Origin of the sequence: Burkholderia sp. JP2-270, assembly GCF_003233675.1 — a bacterium.
Taxonomy (GTDB): Bacteria; Pseudomonadota; Gammaproteobacteria; order Burkholderiales; family Burkholderiaceae; genus Burkholderia; species Burkholderia pyrrocinia_C.
The window spans coordinates 3390484-3416520 of sequence record NZ_CP029824.1; the positions used below are offsets into that span (position 1 = coordinate 3390484).

Consider the following 26037-nt stretch of genomic DNA (forward strand, 5'->3'; position numbering starts at 1 on the left):
GTTTATTGGCCTGGCGTGGTGGTCACGGCAGCGCGGATCAGCGGCATCGAACCCGTGACGACGGGCTGCTGCGCGAATTGCTGGTGCGCTTCAAGGTATTGGTCGAGACTGGCGTCGCGAATGATGTTGACGTCCTGCAGCCCCGGCTGGGCCGACGCCTGCGCGACCGTCACGCGCTGCAGGTTGCCGCTTTGCGGCGCACCGACCGACGCGACCTGGACGGCGCCCGGCGTGCCGGCCGTCTGCAGTTGCGGAACGACGATCCACGTCAGCGTGGCCGCCGCGGCGGCCACCGCGAACGCGGGCACGACGCGCCGGCGCAGCGACAGCAGCTTGCGCGCGACCGGCGCAGCCGCCGGCGCGAGCAGGTGCGGCTCGCTTTCGAGCGCGGCCGACATGCGCGCGGTGAACGCGACGCTCAGCGCGGGCGACAACGCGAGTTCGTCCGAGCGCAGCGCATCGCCAATCAGGTGGTAATGGGCCCACGCAGCGCGATCCGCGCGGTCGAGCTCAGCCAGAAACTGCCCGTGATCCGGGCCATCGAACATTTCGCCGTCGACCAGCGCGGAAAGGCGCTCGCCGCGTGAGCACGCCTGCGACTGCGTATTGACCGACCCCATGATGCTCCCCATCTTGCACACCCCGTCGTGACTTCACGACTCTATCCGTTACTAGACCCCGACCCGCGTCGTTCCGCCCGTCGCGCTTACCAGCGCTTGCCTTCGGGCGTATCGAGCAGCGGACGCAATTTGGCAGCGATTGCCTCGCGAGCACGGAAGATCCGCGACCGGACCGTCCCGATCGGACAGCCCATCATTTCCGCGATCTCTTCGTAGCTCAGGCCCTCGATCTCGCGCAGCGTAATCGCCTGGCGCAGTTCTTCGGGCAAGGCGGCCATTGCAGCGTTGACCGTCTCGGCAATCTGCTTGCTCATCAACATCGACTCAGGCGTGTTGATATCCCTTAGTTGGTCTGCGTCGGAGAAAGTTTCCGCTTCCTCCGCATCGGCCTCGGTCGAGGTCGGTGCGCGGCGGCCTTGCGTCGCAAGGTAGTTCTTCGCCGTATTGACGGCAATCCGGTACAACCACGTGTAGAACGCCGACTCGCCGCGAAATTGCGGCAGCGCACGATACGCCTTGATGAACGCGTCCTGGGCCACATCCTCGACCTCGGCGGGATCCCGCACGAGGCGCGAGATCAGCCGAATGATCTTGCGGTGGTATTTGGAGACCAGGAGTTCGAACGCTGCCTTGTCGCCCTTCTGTACGCGCTCGACCAGAACCTGATCAATTTCTTTTTCACTCACCTGACAAATCCATTAACTAGGGATGCAACGCGGAGCGCTATTGTATCGTTCCCGCGCCGGCCGCTGGTTACGGTCGGTAACCGCGCCGCCGTCATGCCCGCCCGGCAGCGCCCGCGGTTCTCGCCAGCACGGACAGCGCGCTGAACGACGCGGCGTCGAGCGCATCGGCCGGAATCAGCAGCGGCCGGGCCCGCCGGGCACCCTGCCCGACCGACAGCACGAGCAGCAGGCTGCTCCAGTGCGCATGGCCCGTCACGCGGCCGCGGGCCAGCAGCCGCCCGGTGCGGCCAAACGCCGCAACTTCCCCGAATGCATCGATCCGCAACTCGGCCGGCAGCCGGCGGGCGCAGGCTCGCGCGGCGCACACGGCCAGCAGCGCGGCCGTCGCGGCCGACACGCATGCGCCGGCGGCAGCGCCCGCGCGCGGCGCCCAGAACAGGTACGCCGACGCGGCAGCCGACGCGACGAACGCGGCCAGCACCACATACGACACGGCCGAGGCCCGCAACGCAAAGCGCTGCGGACGCCCGGCCGGAGCATCGAATGGACTCGTCAAGCGATTTCAGCGTCAGATGCGCTTGAACACCAGCGTGCCGTTGGTACCGCCGAAGCCGAAGTTGTTCTTCACGGCCACGTCGATCTTCATGTCACGCGCGGTGTTCGCACAGTAATCGAGATCGCACTCGGGATCCTGGTTGAAGATGTTGATGGTCGGCGGCGACACATTGTTGTGCAGCGCCAGCACCGTGAACACCGACTCGAGGCCGCCCGCGCCGCCCAGCAGGTGGCCCGTCATCGACTTCGTCGAGTTCACGACGAGCTTGTACGCATGCTCGCCGAAGGCCGCCTTCACCGCGTCGGACTCGTTCTTGTCGCCCAGCTGGGTCGACGTGCCGTGCGCGTTCAGGTACTGGGCCTCGTCCGGGTTCACGCCGGCGTCGCGCAGCGCTGCGACCATGCAGCGGCGCGGACCGTCCATGTTCGGCGCGGTCATGTGGTACGCGTCGCCGGTCATGCCGAAGCCCGCGACTTCCGCGTAGATCTTCGCACCACGCGCCTTCGCCGACTCGTACTCTTCCAGCACCATCACGCCTGCGCCCTCGCCCAGCACGAAGCCGTCGCGATCCTTGTCCCACGGACGGGACGCGGTCGCCGGATCATCGTTGCGGGTCGACAGCGCGCGCGCGGCCGCGAAGCCGCCGATGCCGAGCGGCGACACCGTCGACTCGGCGCCGCCCGCGACCATCACGTCCGCGTCGCCGGCCTGGATCAGGCGCGCGGCGAGACCGATGCTGTGCAGGCCGGTCGTACAGGCCGTCACGGTCGCGAGGTTCGGGCCCTTCAGGCCGAACATGATGCTCAGGTGGCCCGAGATCATGTTGATGATCGAACCCGGCACGAAGAACGGCGAAATCCGGCGCGGACCGCGATCGACGTAGGTCTGGTGCGTATCTTCGATCATCGGCAGGCCGCCGATGCCGGAACCGACCAGCACGCCGATGCGTTCCGCATTGGCGTCGGTCACTTCCAGACCACTGTCCTTGAGCGCCTGCACGCCGGCGGCGATGCCGTAATGGATGAAGGTATCCATGCTGCGGGCTTCCTTCGCCGGGATGTACTCCTCGGCGCTGAAACCCTTCACCTCGCCCGCGAAATGCACGGCGAGGTTCGACGGATCGAACTTCGTGACGGTGGCGATGCCGGACTTGCCGGCGACGAGATTGGCCCAGCCGTCGGCAACATTATTGCCAACAGGCGAAATCAGCCCCAGGCCTGTAACGACAACACGACGGCGGCTCACGGTAACCTCTTTTCCATTATTGGATGACAAAAACAAAAGCCACAGTGGCCACAGGAACCAGCCCTGCGAGCCCTGTGGCTGTTAGTCCGTCCGGCGCGAAGCCGGCAGGATGGCGCGTCAATCGCGAAGATCGCGGCGACGTGGCGAACAAGCGCGAAAGGCGCTTACGCCTTGACGTTTGCGCGAGCGTAGTCGATCGCTTGCTGAACGGTCGTGATCTTCTCTGCTTCTTCGTCCGGGATTTCCATGCCGAACTCGTCTTCGAGAGCCATCACCAGTTCGACCGTGTCGAGCGAGTCGGCGCCCAGATCGTTCACGAACGAAGCTTCGTTCTTGATCTCTGCTTCCGCGACGCCCAGTTGTTCAGCGACGATCTTCTTGACACGTTGTTCGATGTTGTCCATTACCCCTCCGAGGGAAAGTTCAGATTTACAAGTGCGCGCATTTTATCAGGTTTGCTGACGCCAAAACGCGCGTTGGCTTGATGGCCGATCAAGCGCCGATCCGCCTGAAAAACGGGATACGGCGCGGATAGTAAACGAAAATCGTTACGACATGTACATGCCGCCGTTCACGTGCAGCGTCGTGCCGGTGATATAACCGGCCTGCGGCGATGCGAGGAACGCGACGGCATGGGCGATGTCCTCCGGGCTGCCGAGGCGGCCGAGCGGAATCTGGGTCTTGAGCGCGGCCTGCTGTTCTTCCGGCAGCGTCTTCGTCATGTCGGTGTCGATGAAGCCCGGCGCGACGCAGTTCACGGTGATGCCGCGGCTGCCGATTTCGCGCGCGAGCGCACGCGTCATGCCCGCAACGCCGGCCTTCGCGGCCGCGTAGTTGACCTGACCCGGGTTGCCGGCCGAACCGACCACCGACGTGATGTTGATGATGCGTCCGCCGCGCGCCTTCATCATCGGGCGCAGTACCGCGCGCGACAGGCGGAACACCGACTTCAGGTTGGTGTCGATCACCGCGTCCCAGTCCTCGTCCTTCATCCGCATCGCGAGCTGGTCCTGCGTGATGCCCGCGTTGTTGACGAGCACGTTCAGCGCGCCGAATTCCTTCACGGTCGCGTCGATCAGCGCCTCGGCGGCCGCCGCGTCGTTGACGTTCAGCACCGCGCCGCGGCCCGTGACGCCCGCTTCCGCGAACGCCGCGGTGATCGCGGCAGCGCCCGATTCGCTCGTTGCGGTGCCGATCACCGTCGCGCCCAGGCGCGCGAGTTCGAGCGCGATCGACCGGCCGATGCCGCGCGACGCGCCGGTCACGATCGCAACCTGTTTATCGAGAGTCTTTTCCATGAATCGAATATCCGTCTCTTGAGAAAAGGCGCCGCGTCAGGCGGTCACCAGCTTGAGCGCTTCGTCGAGCGACACCGGATCGAACACCGACGCCCCCGTCAGGTTGCCGTCGATGCGCTTCGTCAGGCCGGCGAGCACCTTGCCCGGACCGCATTCGATCACGTGCGTGATGCCCGCGCCGGCGATGTGCCGCACGCACTCGACCCAGCGCACCGGGCCTGCCGCCTGGCGCACCAGCGCGTCCTTGATCGCGGCCGGATCGCTGACCACGGCGACGTCGATGTTGTTGACGACCGGAATCTGCGGCGCCTTCACGTCGACGTTCACGAGATAGTCGCGCAACTGGTCCGATGCCGGCTTGAGCAGCGACGAATGGAACGGTGCCGACACGGGCAGCGGCAGCGCGCGCTTCGCGCCCTTCGCCTTCGCGATCTCGCACGCCTTTTCGACGGCGGCCTTGTTGCCTGCAATCACGACCTGCGCGGGCGCATTGAAGTTCACCGCTTCGACGACGCCCGCTTCCGCGGCTTCAGCGCACACCGCGCGCACCGTGTCGTCGTCGAGGCCCAGGATCGCGGCCATGCCGCCCTGACCGACCGGCACGGCCGTCTGCATCGCTTGCGCGCGGAAGCGCACGAGCGGCACCGCGTCCTTGAACGCGAGCGCGCCCGCCGCGACGAGCGCCGTGTATTCACCGAGGCTGTGGCCGGCGACGATCGACGGCGCCGGGCCGCCGGCCTGCTGCCACGCGCGGTAGCACGCGTAAGCGGCGGTCAGCATCACGGGCTGCGTGTTGGTGGTCAGATTCAGCTCTTCGGCCGGGCCTTCGGCGATCAGCTTGCCGAGGTCCTGATTGAGTGCGTCAGACGCCTCCTGGAGCGTCTCGCGCACGACGGCCAGATCGGCGAATGCGTTGAGCATGCCGACTGCCTGCGAGCCCTGCCCCGGAAAAACGAATGCAAATTTCATATCGTCCCCAATTGAATCGATTCGGACGGCGCGCACGAACGGCGCGCCGATGGGATCCGCGCGCAGCAGTCGCGCGCCGCGGATCAGAAGCGGAAGACCGACGCGCCCCAGGTGAAGCCGCCGCCGACGCCTTCGATCAGCACGTGCTGGCCACGCTGGATGCGGCCGTCGCGCACCGCGGTGTCGAACGCCAGCGGGATCGACGCGGCCGACGTGTTGCCGTGCTGGTCGACCGTCACGACCATGCGTTCCTGCGGCAGGCCGAGCTTGCGGCAGGTGCTGGTCATGATGCGGATGTTGGCCTGGTGCGGAATCAGCCAGTCGATTTGTTCGGGCGCGAGATTCGCCTTTGCGAGCGCCTCGATTGCAACCTTCTCGAGCACGTTGACCGCGAGCTTGAACACAGCCTGCCCGTCCATGTACAGGAACGCGCTGCCCTCGATCACGCCGCGATTCACGTTGCCCGGCGTGCAGAGAATATGCGAATAGCTGCCGTCCGCGTGCAGTGCGCTGCCGAGCACGCCCGGCTCTTCCGACGCGGACAGGATCACCGCGCCCGCGCCGTCGCCGAACAACACGCAGGTCGTGCGGTCCTTGAAGTCGAGGATGCGCGAGAACGTCTCCGCGCCGACCACGAGCGCCGTGCGATGCTGGCCGCTGCGGATGAAGCTGTCGGCCGTCGCCATCGCGTACGCAAAGCCCGAACACACGGCCTGCACGTCGAATGCCGCGCCGCCGTTCTTGATGCCGAGCTTGTTCTGCAGCAGGCACGCGGTGCTCGGGAACACGAAATCGGGGGTCGAAGTCGCGACGATGATCAGGTCGATCGACTGCGGATCGATACCGGCCATTTCGATCGCACGACGCGACGCCTCGAGCGCGAGATCGCTCGTGGTGACGTCCGGTGCGGCGAAATGGCGCGCATGGATGCCCGTGCGCGCAACGATCCATTCATCGCTCGTCTCGATGCCATCCTTCGCGAGACGATCGGTCAACTGCTGGTTCGTGACGCGGTCGGGCGGCAGATAGCTGCCCGTGCCGAGCACGCGGGAATAGAGAGTCGATTGGGCCATTTATGCTTTAGAGGATTGCGCAGCGGAGGGTTCGGCGTGAGGGCCTGCGGCCGGGCTTGCATGGCCCGCGCCGCCCGCGTCGTGCTCGCCGTCGCCGAGCGACGCCGAATTGTCCGCCATCGCGCGCGCGAGGCGCTCCAGCACGCCGTTTTTGACCGCATCATACCCGCGTTTGATCGCCCACTCAAACGCGTAGGCATCGGCCGAACCGTGGCTCTTGATCACGAGGCTCTTCAGCCCCAGCAGCGCCGCGCCGTTGTACTGGCGGTGGTCGACGCGCTTCTTGAAACGCATCAGGACAGGCAGCGCGAGCAGCGCCATCAACCTCGACATCAGCGAACGGCCGAACTCCTCGCGGATGATGTTGGACAGCATCTGCGCAAGCCCCTCGGACGTCTTCAGCGCGACGTTGCCGACGAAGCCGTCGCACACGATCACGTCGACGGTGCCCTTGTAGATGTCGTTGCCTTCCACGTTACCGCGGAAATTCAGCGTGCTGGCGCGCAGCAACTCGCCTGCGCGCTTGATCGTGTCGTTGCCCTTGATGACCTCTTCGCCGATGTTCAGCAGGCCGATCGTCGGCCGCTCCTTGCCTTCGAGCGCGGCCACCAGCGCGTGCCCCATCTCCGCGAACTGCAGCAGGTGCTGCGGCTCGCAGTCGACGTTCGCGCCGAGGTCCAGCATCATCGTGTAGCCGGTCGGGTTCGGCAGCGCGGACGCGATCGCGGGCCGCTCGATGCCGGGCAGCGTCTTGAGTACGTAACGGGAAACGGCCATCAGCGCGCCCGTATTGCCGGCGGAGATGCAGGCCTGCGCCGCGCCTTCCTTGACGTGGTTGAGCGCGACGCGCATCGAAGAATCCTTCTTCTTGCGCAGCGCCACTTCGACAGGGTCGTCCATCGCCACGACTTCGGTGGCGGGCACGATGGTCAGCGAGGGATCGTCGAGAGCTTTCAGCTTCTTGAGCTGAGCGCGGATCGCGCTTTCGATGCCGACGAGCATCAGGTGCGCATCGGGATGCGCGCGGACGAACTTGACTGCCGCGGGAACGGTCACGGACGGGCCGTGGTCGCCTCCCATGCAATCGATTGTGAGCTTTACGGTCATGGAATGCGACGAATTTCAGGCACAAAAAAGCGGCAGTTGAATGCCGCCTTTTTGTTGAGCCAGGAAAGTGTCAAGCGAACCAGTTGTCACGCGAACGGCGAACGTAGCGCGCAACGCGTGACTTGACGCTTAGTCGTTCTTCGTCTTGACGACTTTCTTGCCGCGATAGTAGCCGTTCGGGCTGACGTGGTGACGCAGGTGCACTTCACCCGTGCTCGGCTCGACTGCCAGCGGCGTTGCCGTCAGGAAATCGTGCGAACGATGCATGCCGCGCTTCGACGGCGACTTCTTGTTTTGCTGGACTGCCATGACTAACTCCTAAATAATTTTCCGGATTCTAACACAGCCCGATCCGGCGCTTAACTACCCTGGCCCAAAGCCCTTACGCCTTCCCGCGCCACAACTGCTTAGTGTTTCTTGGTGCCGTCACCATCCTTCTTCAGCGCTTCCAGCGCTGCGAACGGATTCGGCCGTTTGCCTTCGTCCGCGGCTTCGCCGGACTCTTCGTCCGCCTCTTCCTCAGGACCGCTCGCACCCGACACGAGACTTTCGTGAACTGCCGGGCAAACCTCGTGCTTGGGCACGAGCGGCAACGAAAGCAGCAACTCCTCTTCGATCAAGTCGACGAGATCGAACTGGCGTGAGCCCACGATCACATCGGCTTCATCGTCGTCGAGCGGAAATTCTTCAGCTTCTTCTTCGGTCGCGACGACGCGATACACCATGTCGACGCCGAACGTCTGGTCGTACGGGGTCATGCAGCGCTGGCACGTGAGCCACGCCTGGCCATGCACCGCGAGGCGCAGATACGGCTGCTGCCCATCGGCGCCGTCGTCCTGCAATTCCTTCTGCGTGAACCCTTCCGCCTGCCACGTGAAGACCGTGTCGCGATCTGGCGCGTCCGCCGGCACTTCGTTTAACATGCGCGGCAGTTGCGAGAGGCGCACCGCCCCTGCTGCCTGTCGCCCGCTGCGGGCGAACTCGAACAGATCGACCGCGTGCGGATCAAGCGCCGCCGCAGGTTTGCCAGAAGAAGTGTTCATGTGCGCTCCTGCCTACAGGCTGACTTGCGGGATCCGGCTTGGCGCCGCTCACTCACGTACGGTACGGGTACGTACTTTACTTCCGAAGACCCGGCAGGCGCCACCACGGAAGCCTGCCGACGAAAAGCGGGAAAGCATACCTGTTTTACCTTTTGCGGTCAATCACTTAAGCTTGCGTCCGCACAACACCCGACGACCCACCTATCCAACCGACCATGCCGGATACCGTTTGCCGCCCGCCGCGGCTGATTCTTGCCTCCAGTTCCCGCTACCGCCGCACGCTTCTCGAGCGCCTCGGCGTGCCGTTCGACGTCGTGTCGCCCGACCTCGACGAAACCCCGCTCGACGGCGAAACTCCGGCCGCGACCGCTCTGCGCCTCGCCGGCGCGAAAGCGCGTGCCGTCGCCGCGACGATCGACGCGCCGGACGGCGTGCTCGTGATCGGGTCGGACCAGGTCGCGACCTTCGACGGGCTCCAGATCGGCAAGCCCGGCACGCACGAGCGCGCGCTCGCGCAGCTCATGTCGATGCAGGGCCGCGAAGTCGAATTCCACAGCGCGCTCTGCCTGTACGACAGCCGCACGGGCGAGGCGCAGGTCGAGGACATCGTCACGCGCGTACGCTTCCGCTCGCTGCCCGAGGCCGAACTCGACGCGTACCTGCGCGCGGAAACGCCGTACGACGTTGCCGGCAGCGCGAAATCCGAAGGGCTCGGCATCGCGCTGCTCGACGCGATCGACTCGGACGACCCGACCGCGCTCGTCGGCCTGCCGCTGATCGCGCTCACGCGGATGCTGCGCGCCGCCGAATATCCGCTGTTTGCAACCACTCGTGGAGACCGCGCATGACGGCCGGCACGCTTTATCTCGTCCCGAACACGCTTGGCGAAGGCGACGAATCGATGCTCGCCGCCGTGCTGCCCGCGGCCGTGCAGGCACGCGCCGGCACGCTCGGCTATTACATCGGCGAGAACGCGAAAACGACGCGCGTCTTTCTGAAGAAGATCGGCACGACGCGTCCGATCCAGGAAATCGAGATCCGCGAACTGAACGTCAATACGCCGGCCGGCGAAATCGACCGGCTGCTCGCGCCCGTGCTGGCCGGCGCGGACGCCGGCCTCGTGTCCGAGGCCGGCTGCCCGGCCGTCGCCGATCCCGGCGCATTGCTGGTACGCCGCGCACACGAGCGCGGCGTGAAGGTCGTGCCGCTCGTCGGACCGAGTTCGATCCTGCTCGCGCTGATGGCGTCGGGCCTGAACGGCCAGAGCTTCGCGTTCAACGGCTACCTGCCGGTCGACGCGGCCGCGCGCGCGAAACGCCTGCGCGAACTCGAGCAGCTGTCGCGCAAGGCGCGCCAGACGCAGATCTTCATCGAGACGCCGTACCGGAATCACGCGATGCTCGACACGCTGATCGCGACCTGCGCGCCGTCGACGCAGATCTGCGTCGCGGCCGACCTGACCCTCGCGACCGAGACGATTGCGAGCCGCACCGTGGCGGACTGGAAAAAGGCGCCTGCGCCGAATCTGCACAAGCGTCCTGCGATCTTCCTGCTGCTCGCGAACTGAAGCCGCGGCGCGCCAGCGGGCCATCATGGCCCGCCGGAGGCCCGTCAGCGCAGGCTGAACGACGCGCCGCCGGCCGTCAGCGCCTTCATCGCGGCGCCGCCGACGGCTGCGCCGAACTTGCGTGCGACGCGGTTCGTCAGGCTTTCCTTCACCGTATAGTCGACGAGATCGGGCGCCTTCAGCACGTCGCGCGCGACCGTGTCGGTCGTGCCGTAGCCGTCGGCAAGCCCGAGTTCGACGCTCTTCTCGCCGGTCCAGAACAGGCCGGAGAACATGTCGGGCGTCTCATGCAGCCGCTTGCCGCGGCCATCCTTCACGGCCTTGATGAACTGCGCGTGCACCTGGTCGAGCAGCACCTGCGCATGCGCATCCATCTTCGGCGTCTCCGGCGAGAACGGATCGTAGAAGCCCTTGTTTTCGCCCGACGTGTGCAGGCGCCGATCGACACCGAGCTTGCCCATCAGCCCGGTGAAGCCGAAACCGTCCATCAGCACGCCGATCGACCCGACGATGCTCGCCTTGTCGACGAAGATCTTGTCGGCCGCGGCCGCGATGTAATAGCCGCCCGATGCGCACATGTCGGTCACGACGACGTACAGCGGCTTGTCCGGATGCTTCGCGCGCAGCCGCCGGATCTCGTCGTAGACCATGCCGGCCTGCACGGGGCTGCCGCCCGGGCTGTTGATCCGCAGCACGACGCCGACCGTGCCGTCGTCGTCGAACGCGGAGCCGAGCGCCGTGTTGATGTCTTCGGCATTCGCATTGACGCCGGCCGCGATCTCGCCGTCGATCGTCACGAGCGCCGTATGCCGCCCGCTCGACGTTAATTTCGCATCGCTCGAGAAATCGATCAGCGCGAACGCGAGCAGCACGAACACGCCCAGGAACGCGAAGCGGAAGAAAATCTTCCAGCGCCGCGCCGCGCGCTGTTCCTTCACGGCCGCGAGCGCGATCCGCTCGAGCGCCGCGCGCTCCCAGTTCGGTTCACGGCTGTCGGGACGGGAGGTGGAATCGGGGGAATTCGGTTGGTCGGCCATGCAGTGTTGTCGTCAGTCGGTCGTGGCGATAGGAGCGGGACGCAGGTCGGCGTCGGGCACCCAGAATACCGCACGCCCGTCGGGCGTGTCGCGTTCGTCGACCTCGACCGACCGCAGGCGGCCGCCGCGGCACGGGCCGCCGACGCACTTGCCGGTATCCGGCGCGTAGATCGCGCCGTGTGTCGCGCACATCAGGTACAGGCCCGACGACTCGAAGAACTGCCCTTCGGACCAGTCGAGCTCCATCGGCACGTGTGCGCAACGATTCAGGTAACCGTATGCGCGACCGTCGTAGCGCACGAAGAACACGACGGCCTGCTCGCCGCGCAGGGTCGCGTCGACGCGCACGCCGGCACCGCCGTCGGCCAGCGCGTCCGATGCGCACACGCGCACGGCGTCCTGCGCCGCGCTCATGCGTGCTCCCGCAGCCACGCAGCCAGCGCGTCGACGTCCGGTGCGACGAAGCGCGGCGCGAGCGCAGCCAGCGCGTCGGCCGTGTGCGCGCCGTATGCGACACCGACGCCGGCCGCTCCGGCGCTCGCGGCCATCTGCAGGTCGTGCGTCGTGTCGCCGATCATCACGGTGCGCGCAAGATCCTGCCCCAATTCCCGGGACAACTCGTGCAGCATCGCCGGATGCGGCTTCGAGAACGTCTCGTCCGCGCAGCGCGTCGCGTCGAACAGGCTCGTCAGCTTCGACTGGTCAAGCACGCGGTTCAGCCCGACCCGCCCCTTGCCGGTCGCAACGGCGAGCAGGTAGCCCGTATCGCGCAACTCGGCGAGCAGTTCGCGCACGCCGGCGAACAGTTCGATGCGCTGATCGTCGAGCAGATAGTGATAACGGTAGCGCTCGGCCAGCCGCGGATAGTCGGACGGATCGAGGGTCGGAGCAGTAATCTGCAGCGCGTCGCGCAGGCCGAGGCCGATCACGTAGCGCGACGCCTCGTCGGACGGCGTGGGCAGGCCGAGATCGCGGCATGCGGCCTGGATGCTGTGCGCGATGTGCGCAGTCGAATCCATCAGCGTGCCGTCCCAGTCGAAGACGATCAGGTCAAATTGCTGTCGAGCCATGCGGTTCAGGCGGTATCGCGCAGTGCGCTGAGTTGGTCGAGGAAGCGCCGGCATTCGTCCGGCAGCGGCGCGTCGAACTGCAGCGCCTCGCCGGTCAGCGGATGGGCAAGCCGCAGCCGGTGCGCGTGCAGAAACATCCGTTTCAACGACGGCTGCGCGTTTGCGCGCGCCAGCGCCTTGTTCAGTGCGAAATCGCCGTACTTGGCGTCGCCGGCGATCGGCAGGCCGAGATGCGCGAGGTGCACGCGGATCTGATGGGTCCGACCCGTTTTGAGTTCCGCTTCGACGAGCGCGTAGTCGGGCCAGCGGTCGACGAGGTTGAACACCGTATGCGACGGCAGCCCGTCGTCCTGCACGCGCACGCGGCGCTCCCCTTCCGGGGTCGAATACTTGAACAGCGGCACCTTCACTGCCCGGCGGCGCCCCCAGTCGGGCTGCCATTCACCGTGGACGCATGCGAAGTAACGTTTGTCCATCCGGTTCTCGCGGATCTGTTCGTGCAGGCCCACGAGCGCCGTGCGTTTCTTCGCGAGCATCAGGATCCCGGACGTCTCGCGGTCGAGCCGGTGCACGAGTTCGAGGAATTTCGCGCGCGGGTGCGCCTGGCGCATCTGCTCGATCACGCCGAACGCGACGCCGCTGCCGCCGTGCACGGCGACCCCGGCCGGCTTGTCGATGACGAGCATCGCATCATCCTCGTACAGCACGTCGAAATTCGCAGGCGGCACGATGGGCGTGTCGGCGCGCGCCAGGTCCGCCGCGGCCACGCGCACGGGCGGCACGCGGACGACGTCGCCGAGTGCGAGGCGGTACTGTGCATCGATCCGGCCCTTGTTCACGCGCACTTCGCCGCTGCGGAGGATCCGGTAAATATGGCTTTTCGGCACGCCTTTACAGACGCGCAACAGGAAGTTGTCGATCCGCTGACCGGCCGAGTTTTCGTCGATCTCGATCATCGATACCTGGCCGCTTGCGACCGAATTCTGGGATATTTTGCCTAACTCATTCATACTGAATATAATTTTGCCCAGCCTGACGTTGAGGGTGGCCTGACCGGCCGGCCCCGACCGAGTCGGGCAAGGTGCAAGCGGAAACCATTATTTTACTTGCGCCGGGGGTCCGCTGCTCGCCCCTAATCAAAGAGATGCAGCAAGTTGCACGCACGGCGCCGCCCGTCGGCAAGGATCGCGCCCACAGGCGGATTCGGTCGGCAAGGCGCCGCGGTAACGGAAAGTTGGTTGAAAAGAATTTGATCGGCAGCCCGACGGCGCGAAGTGCGTCCGCAGGCTGCCGGTTGCGAAAATTACGGCGTTGCGCCCGATTTGGCCCCGCGAAGCGTGCGGGGCTTGGCGACGTCAAACCAGGGAAGTACACCCCAAGCGGGAAAGTCGGGCTGGATTCGATACTCCCCGCTGCGGCCCAAGCCGCAGCATCTGCCGCCCGTCGGCGCGCGCGACGCATTGCGCGCGCCCGTGGCAATGCCCGGACTCAGGCTTAGCGCGCTTTTTTGCAGCGTGCGGTGTGTGAACGCCGTGCTTTGAAGCCGTATTCGCAGGTGCCCTACGGCCGCCGGCCCCGTGTTTCGGGCCCAAGCGCCTCTTCAGGCAATTCTCCCCGCCATCGTTCCCGCTCCAGCGTGCTCGTGACAACACAACAAGGTGCGGCCTGCCGTCGTTCCCGCCCTCGCGACTGACAACCGCGAGGCGTCGGCTGCGGAGCCGCCTGGAGTCGTTCATGAAACGCATGCTGTTCAATGCGACGCAGCAGGAGGAGCTGCGCGTCGCCATCGTCGATGGGCAAAAGCTCATCGACATCGACATCGAGACAGCCGGGCGCGAACAGCGCAAAGGCAATATCTACAAAGGTGTCGTCACCCGCATCGAGCCGTCGCTCGAAGCGTGCTTCGTCAACTACGGCGAAGATCGCCACGGCTTCCTGCCGTTCAAGGAAGTCGCCCGCCAGTACTTCAAGGAAGGCATCGACATGCGCTCCGCGCGCATCCAGGATGCCCTGCGCGAAGGCCAGGAGCTGATCGTCCAGGTCGAGAAGGAAGAGCGTGGCAACAAGGGCGCCGCCCTCACGACCTTCATCTCGCTCGCCGGCCGCTACCTGGTGCTGATGCCGAACAATCCGCGCGGCGGTGGTGTGTCGCGCCGGATCGAGGGCGACGAGCGCCAGGAACTGCGCGAGACGATGTCGCAGCTGCAGATTCCGGACGGCATGAGCATGATCGCCCGTACCGCGGGCATCGGCCGCAGCGCCGAGGAACTGCAGTGGGACCTGAACTACCTGCTGCAGCTGTGGCGCGCGATCGAAGCGGCTTCGCAAAGCGGCAACTCCGGCCAGCCGATGCTGATCTACCTGGAATCGAGCCTCGTGATCCGCGCGATCCGGGACTATTTCCAGCCCGATATCGGCGAAATCCTGATCGACACGACCGAGATCTACGATCAGGCCCGTGCGTTCATGGACATCGTGATGCCGGACAACGTGTCGAAGGTGAAGCGCTACCACGACGACGTGCCGCTGTTCTCCCGCTTCCAGATCGAGCACCAGATCGAAACGGCCTACTCGCGCACGGTCCCGCTGCCGTCCGGCGGCGCGATCGTGATCGACCACACCGAAGCGCTCGTCGCGATCGACGTGAACTCGGCGCGCGCGACCAAGGGCGCGGACATCGAGGAAACGGCGACCCGCACGAACCTCGAAGCGGCCGACGAAGTCGCCCGCCAGCTCCGCCTGCGCGACCTCGGCGGCCTGATCGTGATCGATTTCATCGACATGGAATCGGCGAAGAGCCAGCGCGAAGTCGAGCAGCGCCTGAAAGACGCGCTCAAGCACGACCGTGCACGCGTGCAGATGGGCAAGATCTCCCGCTTCGGCCTGATGGAGCTGTCGCGCCAGCGCCTGCGCCCGGCCCTGTCGGAAGGCAGCCACGTGACCTGCCCGCGCTGTAACGGCACCGGCCACATCCGCGATACCGAATCGTCCGCGCTGCAGGTCCTGCGGATCATTCAGGAAGAAGCGATGAAGGAAAACACCGCGGCGATCCACTGCCAGGTGCCGGTCGAGGTGACCGCCTTCCTGCTCAACGAAAAGCGTCAGGAAATCAACAAGATCGAGTCGCGCTTCAAGGTCGGCATCGTGCTGATCCCGAACAAGCACCTCGATACGCCGCACTACAAGCTCGAGCGGCTGCGCCACGACGACGCGCGCCTCGACGATCCGCGCGCGTCCTGGAAGATGGCCGAGGAAGCTGCCCGCGAACTCGAGTCGGAAACCGGCTACAGCAAGCGCACCGCAGAAGTGAAGCCGAAGCAGGAAGCCGCGGTCAAGGGCATCACGCCCGAGCGCCCGGCCCCGAGCCCGGCGCCGCAACGCCCGGTCGAGCCCGTTCCGGCCCCCGCACCGGTCGCCGCGGCAAGCGGCGGCTTCATCGGCTGGCTGAAGGGCCTGTTCGGCATGTCGCCGGCTCCGGCGCCCGCGCCGGTTGCTCCGGCACCGGCGAAGGAACAGGCGGCCCGTCCGGCTCGCGAGCGTACCGAGAAGACCGAGCAGCGCGGCGGCGATCGCAACCGCAACCGTCGCGGCGGCGCCCAGCAGGCGCAAGGCGGCCGCGACCAGGCAGCAGCAGGCCGTGGTCAGCCGCAACGCCTGGAGCGCGAAGGCAAGGAAGCGCGCGAACCGCGTGAAGGCCGCGAGCCGCGCGAGGGTCGTGAGCCGCGTGAAGGTCGCGAAGGTCGCGAAGGTCGTGAGGGCCGCGAAGGTCGCGAAGGTCGCGAGGGCCGTGGCCAGCGCGAAGGTCGCGAACCGCGCGAGCCGCGTGACAGCCGTGAGCCGCGTGAACCGCGCGAGAACCGTGAACCGCGCGAGCGTGCCGAGCAGCCGGAAGGCGTCGACGCAGCAGGCCGTGGCGAGCGTCGCGAGCGCGGCGAACGTCGCAAGCCGACCCAGCATGCGGCCACGCTCGAGACCGTCACCCGTGGCGAAAACCATCCGGAACCGGAAGCCGACAAGGCCGTTGCAGAAGCCCTGCCCGGCGCCGAGCTGGCAACCGATGCGGAAGCCGGCGCGCGTGACGGCGAGGAACGTCGCCGCCGCCGTCGCGGCCGCCGCGGCGGTCGTCGCGAGCGCGACGAAGACGGCGCAGTCGTCGACCAGGCCGAGCAAGGCCCGAATGGCGAAGCCGCAGCACAAGCCGTGACGCCGGAAGCACCGGCCGCTGCCGAACCGGCCCACACGGCCGCACCGGCAGTCGTCGCGGCCGTGGCAGGCGCCGTCGTCGTCGAAGCAGCGGTCGAGCAGCATGCTGCGCCGGCCGTTGTCGAAGCTCAGCCGGCACCGGCACATGTCGAAGCGGCTCCGGCCGCTGCGGTCGAGCCCGCGATCGCCGTCGAGGCAGCAGAACCGGCACCGGTCGCACCGGCCGTTGACACGGAAGCCGGTCCGGCTCCGGTCGCGGTTTCGCCGACCGATGCGTTCGAAGTGCCGGCAGTACCGGCAGCAGCGCCGGCCGCTGTCGAGGCGCCGCAGTCCGCGCCCGTCGAGCAGGCCGCACCGGCCGTGACGACCGAAGCCGCTCCGGTGGCTGTCGAGCCGGCGCATGTCGAAGCGGCACCGGTCGAGGCCGTTGCAGCACCGGCACCGGCTCCTGCCCCCGCGCAACCGGCAGCCGCGCCCGCTTCGGCGAGCCTGGATGTCGTGCTGGAGCAGGCCGGTCTCGTCTGGGTGAACACGGACGCCGACAAGTTCGCCGCTGCGCAGGAAGCCGCATCGCGCCTCCCGCGTCCGGCCCGCGTGCCGCGCGAACGCAAGGTGCTGCCGCCGGTCGATACGGCCCCGATGCAGCAGGTCGAAACGACGCACCACTAATCGGCGCATCGCCCGACCAGGAAAAGCCCGCCTCCGGCGGGCTTTTTCACGTCCATGCTGCGGGTTTCCGCCCACCGGACCGGGCGGCCGCTTGCGGCTAAAATACAAGCCTGGCTCGCACTTCTTTCAACATGTCCCGACGCATCATTCCTCTCGCCGACGTCAGCGGGATGCCGGACGTCTCCGGCGCCGCGCATGCCCCCGACGGCACGCTGGCCGACACGTTCGCCAGGCCGCTGCGCGACCTGCGCATCTCGGTGACGGACCGCTGCAATTTCCGCTGCGTGTACTGCATGCCGCGCGCGGTCTTCGACAAGGACTACCCGTTCCTGCCGCACAGCGCGCTGCTCACGCACGAGGAAATCGAACGCGTGGCGCGACTCTTTGTCGCACACGGCGTCGAGAAGATCCGCATCACGGGCGGCGAGCCGCTGCTGCGCAAGAACCTCGAATTCCTGATCGAGCGCCTCGCTCGCCTGACAACGCATGACGGCCGCCCGCTCGACCTGACGCTGACGACCAACGGCTCGCTGCTCGCACGCAAGGCGCGCGCGCTGAAGGACGCCGGGCTCACGCGCGTGACGGTCAGCCTCGACGCGCTCGACGATACGCTGTTCAAGCGCATGAACGACGCCGAGTTCGCGAGCGCCGACGTGCTCGACGGCATCTTCGCGGCCCAGGCCGCCGGCCTCGCACCGGTCAAGGTCAACATGGTCGTGAAGCGCGGCACCAACGACGGCGAGATCCTGCCGATGGCCGAGCGCTTCCGCGGCACCGGCGTGATCCTGCGCTTCATCGAATACATGGACGTCGGCACGTCGAACGGCTGGAACATGACCGAGGTGCTGCCGTCGGCCGACGTCGTTGCGCGGATCGCCGAACATTTCCCGCTCGTGCCGCTCGACGCGCACACGGCGGCCGAAACCGCGCAGCGCTGGGGTTATGCGGACGGCAGCGGCGAGATCGGCGTGATCTCGAGCGTCACGCAGGCCTTCTGCGGCGACTGTACGCGCGCGCGGCTGTCGACTGAAGGCAAGCTGTACCTGTGCCTGTTCGCGTCGACGGGCCACGACCTGCGCGCGCTCGTGCGCGGTGGCGCAAGCGACGCCGAGATCGCGACCGCGATCGCCCGCATCTGGCAGGCGCGCACCGACCGCTATTCGCAACTGCGCGGCAGCGCTTCGGCCGAACCCGCGCCCGACGGCGCCGGCAAGCGCGTCGAAATGTCGTATATCGGCGGCTGACGCGCGCCGCCCTTTCCGCCTTCGCACGATGCCCGTTTCCGCCTCTCCCTCGATCGCCGGCCTGCTGCTCGCGGGCGGCCGCGCCACGCGCATGGACGGCGTCGACAAGGGCCTGCAACTGCTCGACGGTACGCCGCTCGCGCTGCACGTGCTGCGCCGGCTCTCGCCGCAGGTCGACGAGACGCTGATCAGCGCGAATCGCCATGCCGATCGTTATGCGGAGCTCGGTGCGCCGTTCGACGCGCGCATCGTCGCGGACGAAACACCCGATTTCCCCGGCCCGCTCGCGGGCCTGCTCGCCGGCATGCGGGCCGCGCGCGCGCCGCTCGTCGCGTGTTCGCCGTGCGATACGCCGTTTCTGCCCGCCGACCTCGTCGCGCGGCTGCATGCGGCGCTCGACGCGCAGCAGGCCGACATCGCGATGGCGGTAACTGTCGATGCGCAGCAGGCACGCTCGCCGCAGCCGACGTTCGCGCTGCTGCGCACGGCGCTGGCCGACGATCTCGCCGCGCGGCTTGCGGCCGGCGACCGCAAGGTGCGTGCGTGGTACGCACGCCACAAGACAGTCGAAGTCGAGTTTCGCGACGAGCGTGCGTTTTACAATGCCAACTCCTGGCAGGAACTCGCCGCGCTGGCTCGTCGCTGACGGCGCCGGCGCCATTCCCGCCCGGCGTCCACCGCACGCGAAACCCGCGCCCGGGCACCCTCCTCGCGCCACCGGCCACGAACCCGATACGCCTCGCGGCGCAGTCCGACTGATGATCACGCAACCCTCGCCCGCCTCCCGAACCGCACCCGATTCCGATGCCCCGCTGTCGCTTGCCGACGCGCAGGCGCTCGCGTGCCGCTTCGCGGTGCCCGTCGACGCGTGCGACACGGTGACGCTGCGCGACGCGCTCGACCGCGTGCTTGCGGCCGACGTGAACGCACCGTTCGACATTCCCGCGTACGACAACTCGGCGATGGACGGTTATGCGTTCGACGGCGGCGCCGGCGCGCACGCGGCGCCGACGGGGGACATCGCGCTGACGGTCGCCGGCACCGCGTTCGCGGGCCATCCGTTCGACGGCGCCGTGGCGGCCGGTTCATGCGTGCGCATCATGACGGGCGCGCCGATGCCGGCCGGATGCGATACGGTAATTCCGCAGGAACGCGTGCACGTCGACGGCGACACGATCCGCTTCGCCGCGCACGACGCCTTGCGCGGCGCGAACTGCCGCAAGGCCGGCGAGGATCTCGCGCGCGGCGCCTGCGCGCTCGCCGCGGGCCGCATCCTGCGGCCGTCCGATCTCGGCCTGCTCGCGTCGCTCGGCTTCACCGACGTCACGGTACGCCGGCGTGTGCGCGTCGCCGTGTTCTCGACCGGCGACGAACTGCACGAGCCCGGCGAACCGCTCGGCCGCGGCGCGCTGTATGACAGCAATCGCGGAATGCTGATCGCGATGCTCGAAAGGCTGCACGTCGACGCGATCGATCTCGGGATCGTCCGCGACGACCCGGCCGCGCTCGAAGCCGCGTTGCGCGACGCCGTCGCCGCGCAGGCCGATGCGGTAATCACGTCGGGCGGCGTATCGGTCGGCGAAGCCGACTTCACGCGCGACGTGATGGCGCGGCTCGGCGACGTGACCTTCGTGAGCCTCGCGCTGCGGCCCGGCCGACCGCTCGCGTGCGGCACGCTCGCACGTGCGCCCGGCGGCGCCGGTCACGCGCTGTTCTTCGGGCTGCCCGGCAATCCGGTCGCGTCCGCCGTGACGTTCTACGCGATCGTGCGCCCCGCGCTGCTCACGCTGGCCGGCGCGCAGACGCCGCCGCCGGCGATGTACACGGCGCTCAGCACGCATGCGCTGAAAACGCGTCCGGGCCGCACCGAATACCTGCGCGGCATCGCGACGCGCGCCGCCGACGGCCGCTGGCACGTCGCGCCGGCCGGTTCGCAAAGTTCCGCGTCGCTGAGCGGCCTCGCGGCCGCCAACTGTTTCATCGTCCTGGGCCACGATACCGCGGCAGTCGACGCGGGCACCCCGGTCGACATCCTGCCGCTCGACGGCCTGATCTGAATTCCACTATCGATATATCTATACGGGGGCAATCCGCACATGAAGAAACAAATTTCGTCGATCGCCGCGGGGCAGACCGCGAAGGCGCTGATCCTCGTCTACCTGACGTTCAGCGTGCCGATCGTGCTGCTCGGCATTCTCGTCGCGTACATCCGCTACGGGATGGTCGAGCTGAGCACGATCCTGAGCGCGCTGCTGCTGAACGCCATCCTCGGCTTCGTGCTGCTGTGGATCGCATGCCACGCATACAACTGGGTCGCATCGCGCTTCGGCGGCATCGAGATCGTGTTGTCCGATCCGCCGGAGGAAGCGTGAGCGACGCGCCGCTGATCCGCGCGGCCGAAGCGCGCGACGCCGGCGCGATCCTCGCGCTGATGCGCGAGCTGGCCGAATTCGAAAAGCTCACGCACCTGTTCGTTGCGACCGAAGCGGATCTCGCCGACGCACTGTTCGGCGAGCGGCCTGCCGCCGAAGCGCTCGTGGGCGAGCGCAACGGCGCGATCGTCGCGTATGCGCTGTTCTTCCACAACTATTCGACTTTCCTCGGCCGTCGCGGCCTCTATCTCGAGGATCTGTACGTGCAGCCGTCGCAGCGCGGCACCGGCCTCGGCACCGCGATGCTGCGCCACCTCGCGGCACTGGCCGTCGAGCGTCGTTGCGGGCGTTTCGAATGGTCGGTCCTCGACTGGAACCAGCCCGCGATCGATTTCTACGAAAAGATGGGCGCGACCGTGCTGCCCGAATGGCGCATCGTTCGCGTAACGGGTGACGCACTGGACACGCTCGCCGGACGCTGAGCGTCGGCCTGCGCGAGCCGCGACCGAACTACCCTGCCGCAAAAGGAAACGGGCGCCGACGGCGCCCGTTTTCATTGCGATCCGCACTCGAGCGGCTGAAGCCGTCAAGCGTCGTCTGCATCGGCGCCGTCCGCGCCGTCCGAACCGAGCAAGCCGGCCGCCGTATCGCCCGGCAATGCCTCGACCTGCTTCAGCTTGCGGCTCATCACGCGCGTACGCTGCTCCGCGGACTCGATCGAGCGCGTGACCGTTTCGAGCTGCGCCTTCGTGCGCGCGAGCACGTCGCCGAACTTGCCGAACTCCGTCTTCACTGCGCCGAGCACCTGCCAGACCTCGCTCGAACGCTGCTCGATCGCGAGCGTACGGAACCCCATCTGCAGGCTGTTCAGCAACGCGGTGAGCGTCGTCGGCCCCGCGACCGTCACACGGTAGTCGCGCTGCAGCAGGTCGGTCAGCCCCGGGCGGCGCAGGATTTCCGCATAAAGCCCTTCGGTCGGCAGGAACAGCAGCGCGAAATCGGTCGTGTGCGGCGGCGCGACGTACTTCTCGGCGATCGTGCGCGCCTCCAGCCGCACGCGCGCTTCGAGTGCGCGGGCTGCCTCCTCGACCGCCGCCGCATCGGCGCGCTCCTGTGCGTCGATCAGCCGCTCGTAGTCTTCGCGCGGAAATTTCGCGTCGATCGGCAGCCACACCGGCGGCGCGTCTCGCGTGCCCGCATCGCGGCCCGGTAGCCGGATCGCGAACTCGACGCGCTCGGTGCTCTTCGGCACCGTCGCGACGTTCTTCGCGTACTGCTCGGGTGTCAGCATCTGTTCGAGCAGCGCCTCGAGCTGCACTTCGCCCCAGGTGCCGCGCGTCTTCACGTTGGTCAGCACCTTTTTCAGATCGCCGACACCCGCCGCGAGCGTCTGCATCTCGCCGAGCCCGCGATGGACCTGCTCGAGCCGGTCCGACACGAGCTTGAACGATTCGCCGAGCCGCTGCTCGAGCGTCGCGTGCAGTTTCTCGTCGACGGTGCGGCGCATCTCCTCGAGCTTCGCCGCGTTGTTCGTCTCGATTTCCTTCAGCCGCTGTTCGAGCGTCGCGCGCACTTCGCCGATCCGGCGATCGTTCGCTTCGGTCAGTTGCGTGAGCTGTCGGTTCAACGTATCGCCGAACAGCCTGAGCGCGGCCGTCTGCTCGTCGCGCGCCTGCTGTGCCTGGCGCTGCACGCTCTCGCGCATCGCGTCGAACTGCTGCGCATTGCCGGCGACGAGCTTGCCGAGCTGCTGCGCGAAACCCTCGATCTGGTTGTTCTGCACGGTCGCCACGCTCGTCAACTGCGCGGCGAGCGTCTGCTGAAGCTGCGAGAAGTTGCCGGCCAGCTCGGTGCGCGAACCGCGCGCGTTCTCGACGATCTCGCCGCGCAATTCGCGTTCGAGCCGCTCGACCGCGCGCGCCTGCGCATGCGCGGCATCCTCGATCTGGTCGCCGAGCACCGCCGCATCGTCGTGGCGGCCGCCGCCGCGCACGAGCGCGACGATCGCCACCGCGAGCGCGACGGCCAGCACGAGGACCGCCGCAAGCAACAACGTCATCGTCATGCGCGCGGCTTCCCGATCACGTCCGGGTTGATCGGATTCGGCGGCTGTCCGGCGCGCGGCCCCTCGCCCAGTGCGGCGATCAGGTTGTCGGCGGCGAGGTTCGCCATCGCACGACGCGTCTTTTCAGTCGCGCTCGCGATATGGGGTGTCAGCACGACGTTCGGCACCTCGAGCAGCGCCGGATGCACGGCCGGTTCGCCTTCGTACACGTCGAGGCCGGCCGCGGCGATCGTCCCGTCGCGCAGTGCTGCGGCCAGCGCCGCGTCGTCGACGATCCCGCCGCGCGCGATGTTGGTCAGCGTCGCGGTGGGTTTCATCTTCGCGAGTTCGGCCGCGCCGATCGTGTGATGGTTTTCCTTCGTGTACGGCAGCACGAGCACGACGTGATCGGCGCGCGCGAGCAGCGCATCCTTCGACACGTATTCGGCGTTCAGCTCGGCCTCGATCTCGGGCGCGACCCGCGACCGGTTGTGATAGATCACCTGCATCCCGAAACCGCGCGCGCGGCGCGCAAGCGCCTGGCCGATGCGGCCCATCCCGATGACGCCGAGCGTGGAGCCGTAAATGTCGGTGCCGAGAAAACCGTCGTACGCCCACTTCCGCCAGTGACCGGCGCGCAGCCAGTGCTCGGATTCGGCGATCCGGCGCGCGGCGGCCATCATCAGCGCCCAGCCGAAATCGGCGGTCGACTCGTTCAGCACGTCCGGCGTGTTGGTGCCGAGCACGTTCGCCGCGTTGAACGCGGCCATGTCGAAGTTGTTGTAGCCGACCGCCATGTTCGACACGACGCGCAAGCGCGGCGCCGCCGCGAGCGCCGCCGCGCCGACCGGATCGCCGGCCGTCAGCGCGCCGTCCTTGTCGGCCAGACGTGCGGCGAGCGCATCGGGTGCGAGCGCGTCGCCGTCGTTCCAGTCGACTTCGAAATACTGCTTGAGGCGTTCGATCACGTCCGGGAAGATCGGACGTGCGACCAGAATCTTCTGCATCGCCATCTCCGTATGCCGCGGGCCGATCGCGGCGCATCGCGCCGCCGGGACTGCCCGCGCTTGGTTGAAAGTTGTCAGGTTACGCCGGGAAGAAAATCAGCGACGTCAGCAGGAACACGGGCACCAGGATGACGAGCGCCCAGCCGAGGTACGCGAAGAAGCTCGGCATCTTCACGCCGCGCGACTCCGCGATCGCCTTCACCATGAAGTTCGGCGCGTTGCCGATATAGCTGTTCGCGCCCATGAACACCGCGCCCGCGGAGATCGCGGCGAGCGTCGACGCGCCCGTCGTCATCAGCGTCTGCGCATCGCCGCCCGCGAGGTTGAAGAACACCAGATAGGTCGGCGCATTGTCGAGGAACGACGAAAGCAGGCCCGTCGCCCAGAAATACATCGCGTCGATCGGCTTGCCGTCCGGCCCCGTGACGAGATGGACGATCTGCGCGAACGCGCCGTCCGCGCCCGCGCGCAGGATCACGATCACCGGCGCGATCGTCACGAAGATCCCCGCGAACAGCTTCGCGACCTCCTCGATCGGCGCCCAGTTGAACGCGTTGCCTTCACGCGCGGAACGCGGCGTCAGCGCGAGCGACGCGAGCGTCACGACCACGAGCGCGACGTCGCGCGCGAGGTTCTGCAGCGCGACGTGCGTGCCCCACACGTCGAACGCGATGCCCGGCTTCCAGATGCCGCTCATCAGCACGAGCGCGACCACGGCCGCGAGCAGCACGAAGTTGATCTTGCCGTCGATCGACAGCGCCGCGCCGTCGGGCGTCGGATCGAGCGCGGCCGGCCGCTCCTCGCCGCCCTTCCGGTAGAAATACGTGTCGAGCACGAAGAACAGCGCGAGCAGTACGACGCAGATGAACAGCATCGGCAGCGCGAGATGGGTCGTCGTCCAGAAAAAGCTCACGCCGTTCAGGAAACCGAGGAACAGCGGCGGATCGCCGAGCGGCGACAGCGAGCCGCCCGCATTCGCGACGAGGAAGATGAAGAAAATCACGACGTGCACGACATGCTTGCGGTTGTCGTTCGCGCGCAGCAGCGGCCGGATCAGCAGCATCGCGGCGCCCGTCGTGCCCATCACGCTCGCGAGCAGCGTGCCGAGCGCGAGGATCGCGGTATTCAGCTTCGGCGATCCGTGCAGATTGCCGTTCACGCAGATGCCGCCTGCCACCGTATAGAGCGCGGTGAGCAGCACGATGAACGGAATGTATTCCTCGAGCAGCGCATGCACGAGCGTGCCGAACGCGGTGCCCGCGCCGAACGCGAACGCGAACGGGATCAGGAATACGACCGCCCACCCGGCCGCAATCTTGCCGAAGTGGTGATGCCAGAACACCGGGGCAACGAGCGGGAACAGTGCGATGGATAGCAGGATCCCGGCAAACGGGATGCCCCAGAGTGCGGACAGCGTGGCGCCGTCGAGCGTTGCGGCCGATGCAAGCGTGGGAACGGCGCCAAGCGCGACTCCCGACGCCATGCCCGCCCAGGCGGCATGTCGTTTCATGCAAAACTTCCTTGTTCGAGTGATTGTGGATGCGGCGGGCGCGTCATGCGCCCCTGACGACGATCGCATGCACGCGGTACGGGCCGTGCGCGCCCAGTACGATGGTCTGCTCGATGTCGCCCGTGCGCGACGGGCCCGACACGAAATTGACCGCACGCGGCAACTCGCCGCGCTCCGCACGGATCAGCGCGAACGCGTCTTCATGACCGGCGACGATCCGCGATGCGGGCACGATCGCGATGTGCGTCTCCGGCAGCAGGCCGGCCGACGCATAGGTATCGGGACCGGACAGCAGCACCAGCGAACCCGTTTCGGCGGTCGCGCAAAAGCAGCCGGTGAGGCCGACGAGATCGCCGTCGCGCGGCTTGCGGCACTCGACCGACAGGCCTGCGCCGGCCCAGTCGAGATCGGCCAGCGTGCGCCATGCGACGGCCTGCGTCGGCAGGCCGTGAGCGGAAAGATAGCGGGCGGCAGCGGCCGGTGCGTCGGCGAGCGCCGCGACTTCGTCGACCGTCGTCGACAGGCGTGCCGCTTCGTCGACGAATGCGGCGACGAGATCGGCCGGCATCGGCGGACGCGGGCCCTGCGGATGGCGGGCGAGATAATCGGCGACGCCGTCGCGCTCCGCTGCATCGGGCTCGGCCGCGCGCCCCTGCGCCGCGCGAATGCGCGCGAGGATCTGGCGACGGGCAGCAGAAGTGTCCATGAACGGTCCTC

General features: G+C 67.4%; 27 protein-coding genes. 8 read left to right on the top strand and 19 right to left on the bottom strand.

The features are described from left to right. Nucleotides 1–2: 2 nt before the first annotated feature. From DM992_RS15955 to DM992_RS16005, 11 genes are all read right to left on the bottom strand, one after another. The gene (locus DM992_RS15955) at nt 3–620 is read right to left on the bottom strand and encodes a sigma-E factor negative regulatory protein (RefSeq protein WP_111017521.1); all 618 of its coding nucleotides are present in this window, start codon (nt 618–620) and stop codon (nt 3–5) included. Nucleotides 621–706: 86 nt separating this feature from the next. Continuing rightward, complete coding sequence (rpoE, locus tag DM992_RS15960) at nt 707–1306, bottom strand: RNA polymerase sigma factor RpoE (RefSeq protein WP_034183098.1); 600 nt, start codon at nt 1304–1306, stop codon at nt 707–709. 91 nt (nt 1307–1397) lie between these two features. Then, nucleotides 1398–1862 carry a hypothetical protein gene (locus DM992_RS15965; RefSeq protein WP_111017522.1) on the bottom strand — a complete coding sequence of 155 codons (465 nt, stop codon included), beginning with the start codon at nt 1860–1862 and terminating at the stop codon, nt 1398–1400. 12 nt (nt 1863–1874) lie between these two features. Next, on the bottom strand, nt 1875–3107 hold the full coding sequence (fabF, locus tag DM992_RS15970; protein ID WP_111017523.1) for a beta-ketoacyl-ACP synthase II: 1233 nt from the start codon (nt 3105–3107) through the stop codon (nt 1875–1877). 164 nt (nt 3108–3271) lie between these two features. Further along, nucleotides 3272–3511 carry an acyl carrier protein gene (gene acpP, locus DM992_RS15975; protein ID WP_004197638.1) on the bottom strand — a complete coding sequence of 80 codons (240 nt, stop codon included), beginning with the start codon at nt 3509–3511 and terminating at the stop codon, nt 3272–3274. Nucleotides 3512–3655: 144 nt separating this feature from the next. Further along, nucleotides 3656–4405 carry a 3-oxoacyl-ACP reductase FabG gene (fabG, locus tag DM992_RS15980; protein ID WP_034183095.1) on the bottom strand — a complete coding sequence of 250 codons (750 nt, stop codon included), beginning with the start codon at nt 4403–4405 and terminating at the stop codon, nt 3656–3658. Nucleotides 4406–4441: 36 nt separating this feature from the next. Further along, the gene (gene fabD / locus DM992_RS15985; RefSeq protein WP_111017524.1) at nt 4442–5374 is read right to left on the bottom strand and encodes an ACP S-malonyltransferase; all 933 of its coding nucleotides are present in this window, start codon (nt 5372–5374) and stop codon (nt 4442–4444) included. An 83-nt stretch (nt 5375–5457) separates the two neighbouring features. After that, nucleotides 5458–6447 carry a beta-ketoacyl-ACP synthase III gene (locus tag DM992_RS15990; RefSeq protein ID WP_111017525.1) on the bottom strand — a complete coding sequence of 330 codons (990 nt, stop codon included), beginning with the start codon at nt 6445–6447 and terminating at the stop codon, nt 5458–5460. After that, nucleotides 6448–7554, bottom strand: a complete 1107-nt coding sequence (gene plsX, locus DM992_RS15995) for a phosphate acyltransferase PlsX (RefSeq protein WP_111017526.1) — start codon at nt 7552–7554, stop codon at nt 6448–6450. A gap of 129 nt (nt 7555–7683) precedes the next feature. Continuing rightward, nucleotides 7684–7863 carry a 50S ribosomal protein L32 gene (rpmF, locus tag DM992_RS16000; RefSeq protein WP_006759765.1) on the bottom strand — a complete coding sequence of 60 codons (180 nt, stop codon included), beginning with the start codon at nt 7861–7863 and terminating at the stop codon, nt 7684–7686. Between the two features lie 98 nt (nt 7864–7961). After that, nucleotides 7962–8597 (bottom strand): DUF177 domain-containing protein, encoded by a 636-nt coding sequence (locus DM992_RS16005; protein ID WP_111017527.1) that lies wholly within the window; start codon nt 8595–8597, stop codon nt 7962–7964. Between the two features lie 215 nt (nt 8598–8812). Here DM992_RS16005 and DM992_RS16010 point away from each other — a divergent pair, with 215 nt between their 5' ends. Together DM992_RS16010 and DM992_RS16015 are read left to right on the top strand one after the other, a co-directional pair. After that, nucleotides 8813–9445 (top strand): Maf-like protein, encoded by a 633-nt coding sequence (locus tag DM992_RS16010; RefSeq protein WP_111017528.1) that lies wholly within the window; start codon nt 8813–8815, stop codon nt 9443–9445. Beyond that, a complete protein-coding gene (locus DM992_RS16015; protein ID WP_034183089.1) occupies nt 9442–10164 on the top strand; it encodes an SAM-dependent methyltransferase in 723 nt (240 codons plus the stop codon). Before DM992_RS16010 ends, DM992_RS16015 begins: the two co-directional genes overlap by 4 nt. 44 nt (nt 10165–10208) lie before the next feature. On the opposite strand, the gene DM992_RS16020 is transcribed toward DM992_RS16015, so the two are convergent. Genes DM992_RS16020 through DM992_RS16035 form a run of 4 tightly spaced genes read right to left on the bottom strand, consistent with a single transcriptional unit; the run spans nt 10209 to nt 13281 of the window. Further along, a complete protein-coding gene (locus DM992_RS16020) occupies nt 10209–11201 on the bottom strand; it encodes a S49 family peptidase (RefSeq protein WP_111017529.1) in 993 nt (330 codons plus the stop codon). 12 nt (nt 11202–11213) lie between these two features. After that, nucleotides 11214–11615, bottom strand: a complete 402-nt coding sequence (locus tag DM992_RS16025) for a Rieske 2Fe-2S domain-containing protein (protein WP_111017530.1) — start codon at nt 11613–11615, stop codon at nt 11214–11216. Continuing rightward, the gene (locus DM992_RS16030; protein WP_047900168.1) at nt 11612–12271 is read right to left on the bottom strand and encodes an HAD-IA family hydrolase; all 660 of its coding nucleotides are present in this window, start codon (nt 12269–12271) and stop codon (nt 11612–11614) included. The genes DM992_RS16025 and DM992_RS16030 overlap by 4 nt, the downstream gene beginning before the upstream one ends. Nucleotides 12272–12276: 5 nt before the next feature. After that, on the bottom strand, nt 12277–13281 hold the full coding sequence (locus DM992_RS16035; protein ID WP_111017531.1) for an RluA family pseudouridine synthase: 1005 nt from the start codon (nt 13279–13281) through the stop codon (nt 12277–12279). Between the two features lie 724 nt (nt 13282–14005). Between DM992_RS16035 and DM992_RS16045 the strand changes: the two genes are divergently transcribed. The 6 genes from DM992_RS16045 (at nt 14006) to DM992_RS16070 (ending at nt 21241) form a co-directional block, all read left to right on the top strand. Next, the gene (locus tag DM992_RS16045; protein ID WP_111017532.1) at nt 14006–17143 is read left to right on the top strand and encodes an Rne/Rng family ribonuclease; all 3138 of its coding nucleotides are present in this window, start codon (nt 14006–14008) and stop codon (nt 17141–17143) included. 131 nt (nt 17144–17274) lie between these two features. Then, nucleotides 17275–18387 carry a GTP 3',8-cyclase MoaA gene (gene moaA / locus DM992_RS16050; RefSeq protein ID WP_111017533.1) on the top strand — a complete coding sequence of 371 codons (1113 nt, stop codon included), beginning with the start codon at nt 17275–17277 and terminating at the stop codon, nt 18385–18387. 28 nt (nt 18388–18415) lie between these two features. Beyond that, nucleotides 18416–19033 (top strand): molybdenum cofactor guanylyltransferase MobA, encoded by a 618-nt coding sequence (mobA, locus tag DM992_RS16055; protein ID WP_111017534.1) that lies wholly within the window; start codon nt 18416–18418, stop codon nt 19031–19033. A gap of 112 nt (nt 19034–19145) precedes the next feature. After that, nucleotides 19146–20444, top strand: coding sequence for a gephyrin-like molybdotransferase Glp (glp, locus tag DM992_RS16060; RefSeq protein ID WP_111017535.1), 1299 nt, complete (start codon nt 19146–19148; stop codon nt 20442–20444). Between the two features lie 39 nt (nt 20445–20483). After that, a complete protein-coding gene (locus DM992_RS16065; RefSeq protein WP_006476519.1) occupies nt 20484–20759 on the top strand; it encodes a hypothetical protein in 276 nt (91 codons plus the stop codon). Then, nucleotides 20756–21241: a GNAT family N-acetyltransferase gene (locus DM992_RS16070; RefSeq protein ID WP_111017536.1), complete on the top strand. Its 486-nt coding sequence runs from the start codon at nt 20756–20758 to the stop codon at nt 21239–21241. Before DM992_RS16065 ends, DM992_RS16070 begins: the two co-directional genes overlap by 4 nt. 104 nt (nt 21242–21345) lie before the next feature. Here the strand turns inward: DM992_RS16070 and rmuC are convergent, their stop codons facing one another. The 4 genes from rmuC to DM992_RS16090 form a co-directional block, all read right to left on the bottom strand. Then, the gene (gene rmuC / locus DM992_RS16075) at nt 21346–22824 is read right to left on the bottom strand and encodes a DNA recombination protein RmuC (protein ID WP_111017537.1); all 1479 of its coding nucleotides are present in this window, start codon (nt 22822–22824) and stop codon (nt 21346–21348) included. After that, entirely contained in the window at nt 22821–23810 is a 990-nt protein-coding gene (locus DM992_RS16080) for a D-glycerate dehydrogenase (protein ID WP_111017957.1), read from the bottom strand. The genes rmuC and DM992_RS16080 overlap by 4 nt, the downstream gene beginning before the upstream one ends. 79 nt (nt 23811–23889) lie before the next feature. Continuing rightward, entirely contained in the window at nt 23890–25320 is a 1431-nt protein-coding gene (locus tag DM992_RS16085) for a sodium:proton antiporter (protein ID WP_111017538.1), read from the bottom strand. Between the two features lie 43 nt (nt 25321–25363). After that, entirely contained in the window at nt 25364–26026 is a 663-nt protein-coding gene (locus DM992_RS16090) for a lactate utilization protein C (protein ID WP_111017539.1), read from the bottom strand. Nucleotides 26027–26037: the final 11 nt, after the last annotated feature.

Bases quoted from the DNA above. Each gene is read 5' to 3' on its own strand.
- DM992_RS16085 (WP_111017538.1), bottom strand. From the start codon at position 25,320: ATGAAACGACATGCCGCCTGGGCGGGCATGGCGTCGGGAGTCGCGCTT.
- plsX (WP_111017526.1), bottom strand. From the start codon at position 7,554: ATGACCGTAAAGCTCACAATCGATTGCATGGGAGGCGACCACGGCCCG.
- DM992_RS16035 (WP_111017531.1), bottom strand. From the start codon at position 13,281: ATGAATGAGTTAGGCAAAATATCCCAGAATTCGGTCGCAAGCGGCCAG.
- DM992_RS16065 (WP_006476519.1), top strand. From the start codon at position 20,484: ATGAAGAAACAAATTTCGTCGATCGCCGCGGGGCAGACCGCGAAGGCG.
- glp (WP_111017535.1), top strand. From the start codon at position 19,146: ATGATCACGCAACCCTCGCCCGCCTCCCGAACCGCACCCGATTCCGAT.
- DM992_RS15990 (WP_111017525.1), bottom strand. From the start codon at position 6,447: ATGGCCCAATCGACTCTCTATTCCCGCGTGCTCGGCACGGGCAGCTAT.
- DM992_RS16045 (WP_111017532.1), top strand. From the start codon at position 14,006: ATGAAACGCATGCTGTTCAATGCGACGCAGCAGGAGGAGCTGCGCGTC.
- mobA (WP_111017534.1), top strand. From the start codon at position 18,416: ATGCCCGTTTCCGCCTCTCCCTCGATCGCCGGCCTGCTGCTCGCGGGC.
- fabD (WP_111017524.1), bottom strand. From the start codon at position 5,374: ATGAAATTTGCATTCGTTTTTCCGGGGCAGGGCTCGCAGGCAGTCGGC.
- acpP (WP_004197638.1), bottom strand. From the start codon at position 3,511: ATGGACAACATCGAACAACGTGTCAAGAAGATCGTCGCTGAACAACTG.
- DM992_RS16005 (WP_111017527.1), bottom strand. From the start codon at position 8,597: ATGAACACTTCTTCTGGCAAACCTGCGGCGGCGCTTGATCCGCACGCG.
- DM992_RS16015 (WP_034183089.1), top strand. From the start codon at position 9,442: ATGACGGCCGGCACGCTTTATCTCGTCCCGAACACGCTTGGCGAAGGC.
- moaA (WP_111017533.1), top strand. From the start codon at position 17,275: ATGTCCCGACGCATCATTCCTCTCGCCGACGTCAGCGGGATGCCGGAC.
- rmuC (WP_111017537.1), bottom strand. From the start codon at position 22,824: ATGACGATGACGTTGTTGCTTGCGGCGGTCCTCGTGCTGGCCGTCGCG.
- DM992_RS16080 (WP_111017957.1), bottom strand. From the start codon at position 23,810: ATGCAGAAGATTCTGGTCGCACGTCCGATCTTCCCGGACGTGATCGAA.
- DM992_RS16010 (WP_111017528.1), top strand. From the start codon at position 8,813: ATGCCGGATACCGTTTGCCGCCCGCCGCGGCTGATTCTTGCCTCCAGT.
- DM992_RS16020 (WP_111017529.1), bottom strand. From the start codon at position 11,201: ATGGCCGACCAACCGAATTCCCCCGATTCCACCTCCCGTCCCGACAGC.
- DM992_RS16025 (WP_111017530.1), bottom strand. From the start codon at position 11,615: ATGAGCGCGGCGCAGGACGCCGTGCGCGTGTGCGCATCGGACGCGCTG.
- DM992_RS15955 (WP_111017521.1), bottom strand. From the start codon at position 620: ATGGGGTCGGTCAATACGCAGTCGCAGGCGTGCTCACGCGGCGAGCGC.
- DM992_RS16090 (WP_111017539.1), bottom strand. From the start codon at position 26,026: ATGGACACTTCTGCTGCCCGTCGCCAGATCCTCGCGCGCATTCGCGCG.
- DM992_RS16030 (WP_047900168.1), bottom strand. From the start codon at position 12,271: ATGGCTCGACAGCAATTTGACCTGATCGTCTTCGACTGGGACGGCACG.
- rpmF (WP_006759765.1), bottom strand. From the start codon at position 7,863: ATGGCAGTCCAGCAAAACAAGAAGTCGCCGTCGAAGCGCGGCATGCAT.
- fabG (WP_034183095.1), bottom strand. From the start codon at position 4,405: ATGGAAAAGACTCTCGATAAACAGGTTGCGATCGTGACCGGCGCGTCG.